General features: G+C 41.7%; 1 protein-coding gene. It reads left to right on the top strand.

The window, feature by feature from the left end:
* The coding region (locus H5975_RS08580; RefSeq protein WP_204785656.1) for an IS30 family transposase at positions 1-223 on the top strand (223 nt) is incomplete at both ends.

Raw genomic sequence — 223 nt, forward strand, 5'->3', positions numbered from 1 at the left:
ATGGTAAAGAGTTCGCTAACTACCAGGCAATTGAGCAGCGAACTGGTACTCCGGTTTATTTTGCCCATGCTTATTCACCACATGAACGCGGTAGTAATGAGAACCGTAATCGAATTTTGCGACGGTTTATTCCCAAGGGACAAGCCATTGAAGAACTAAGTGATTACCAACTGGTTCAAATCAATTGGTATCTGAATTCACGGCCACTTAAATGTCTTAATTG

Origin of the sequence: Limosilactobacillus coleohominis, assembly GCF_016901675.1 — a bacterium.
Lineage (GTDB): Bacteria > Bacillota > Bacilli > Lactobacillales > Lactobacillaceae > Limosilactobacillus > Limosilactobacillus intestinavium.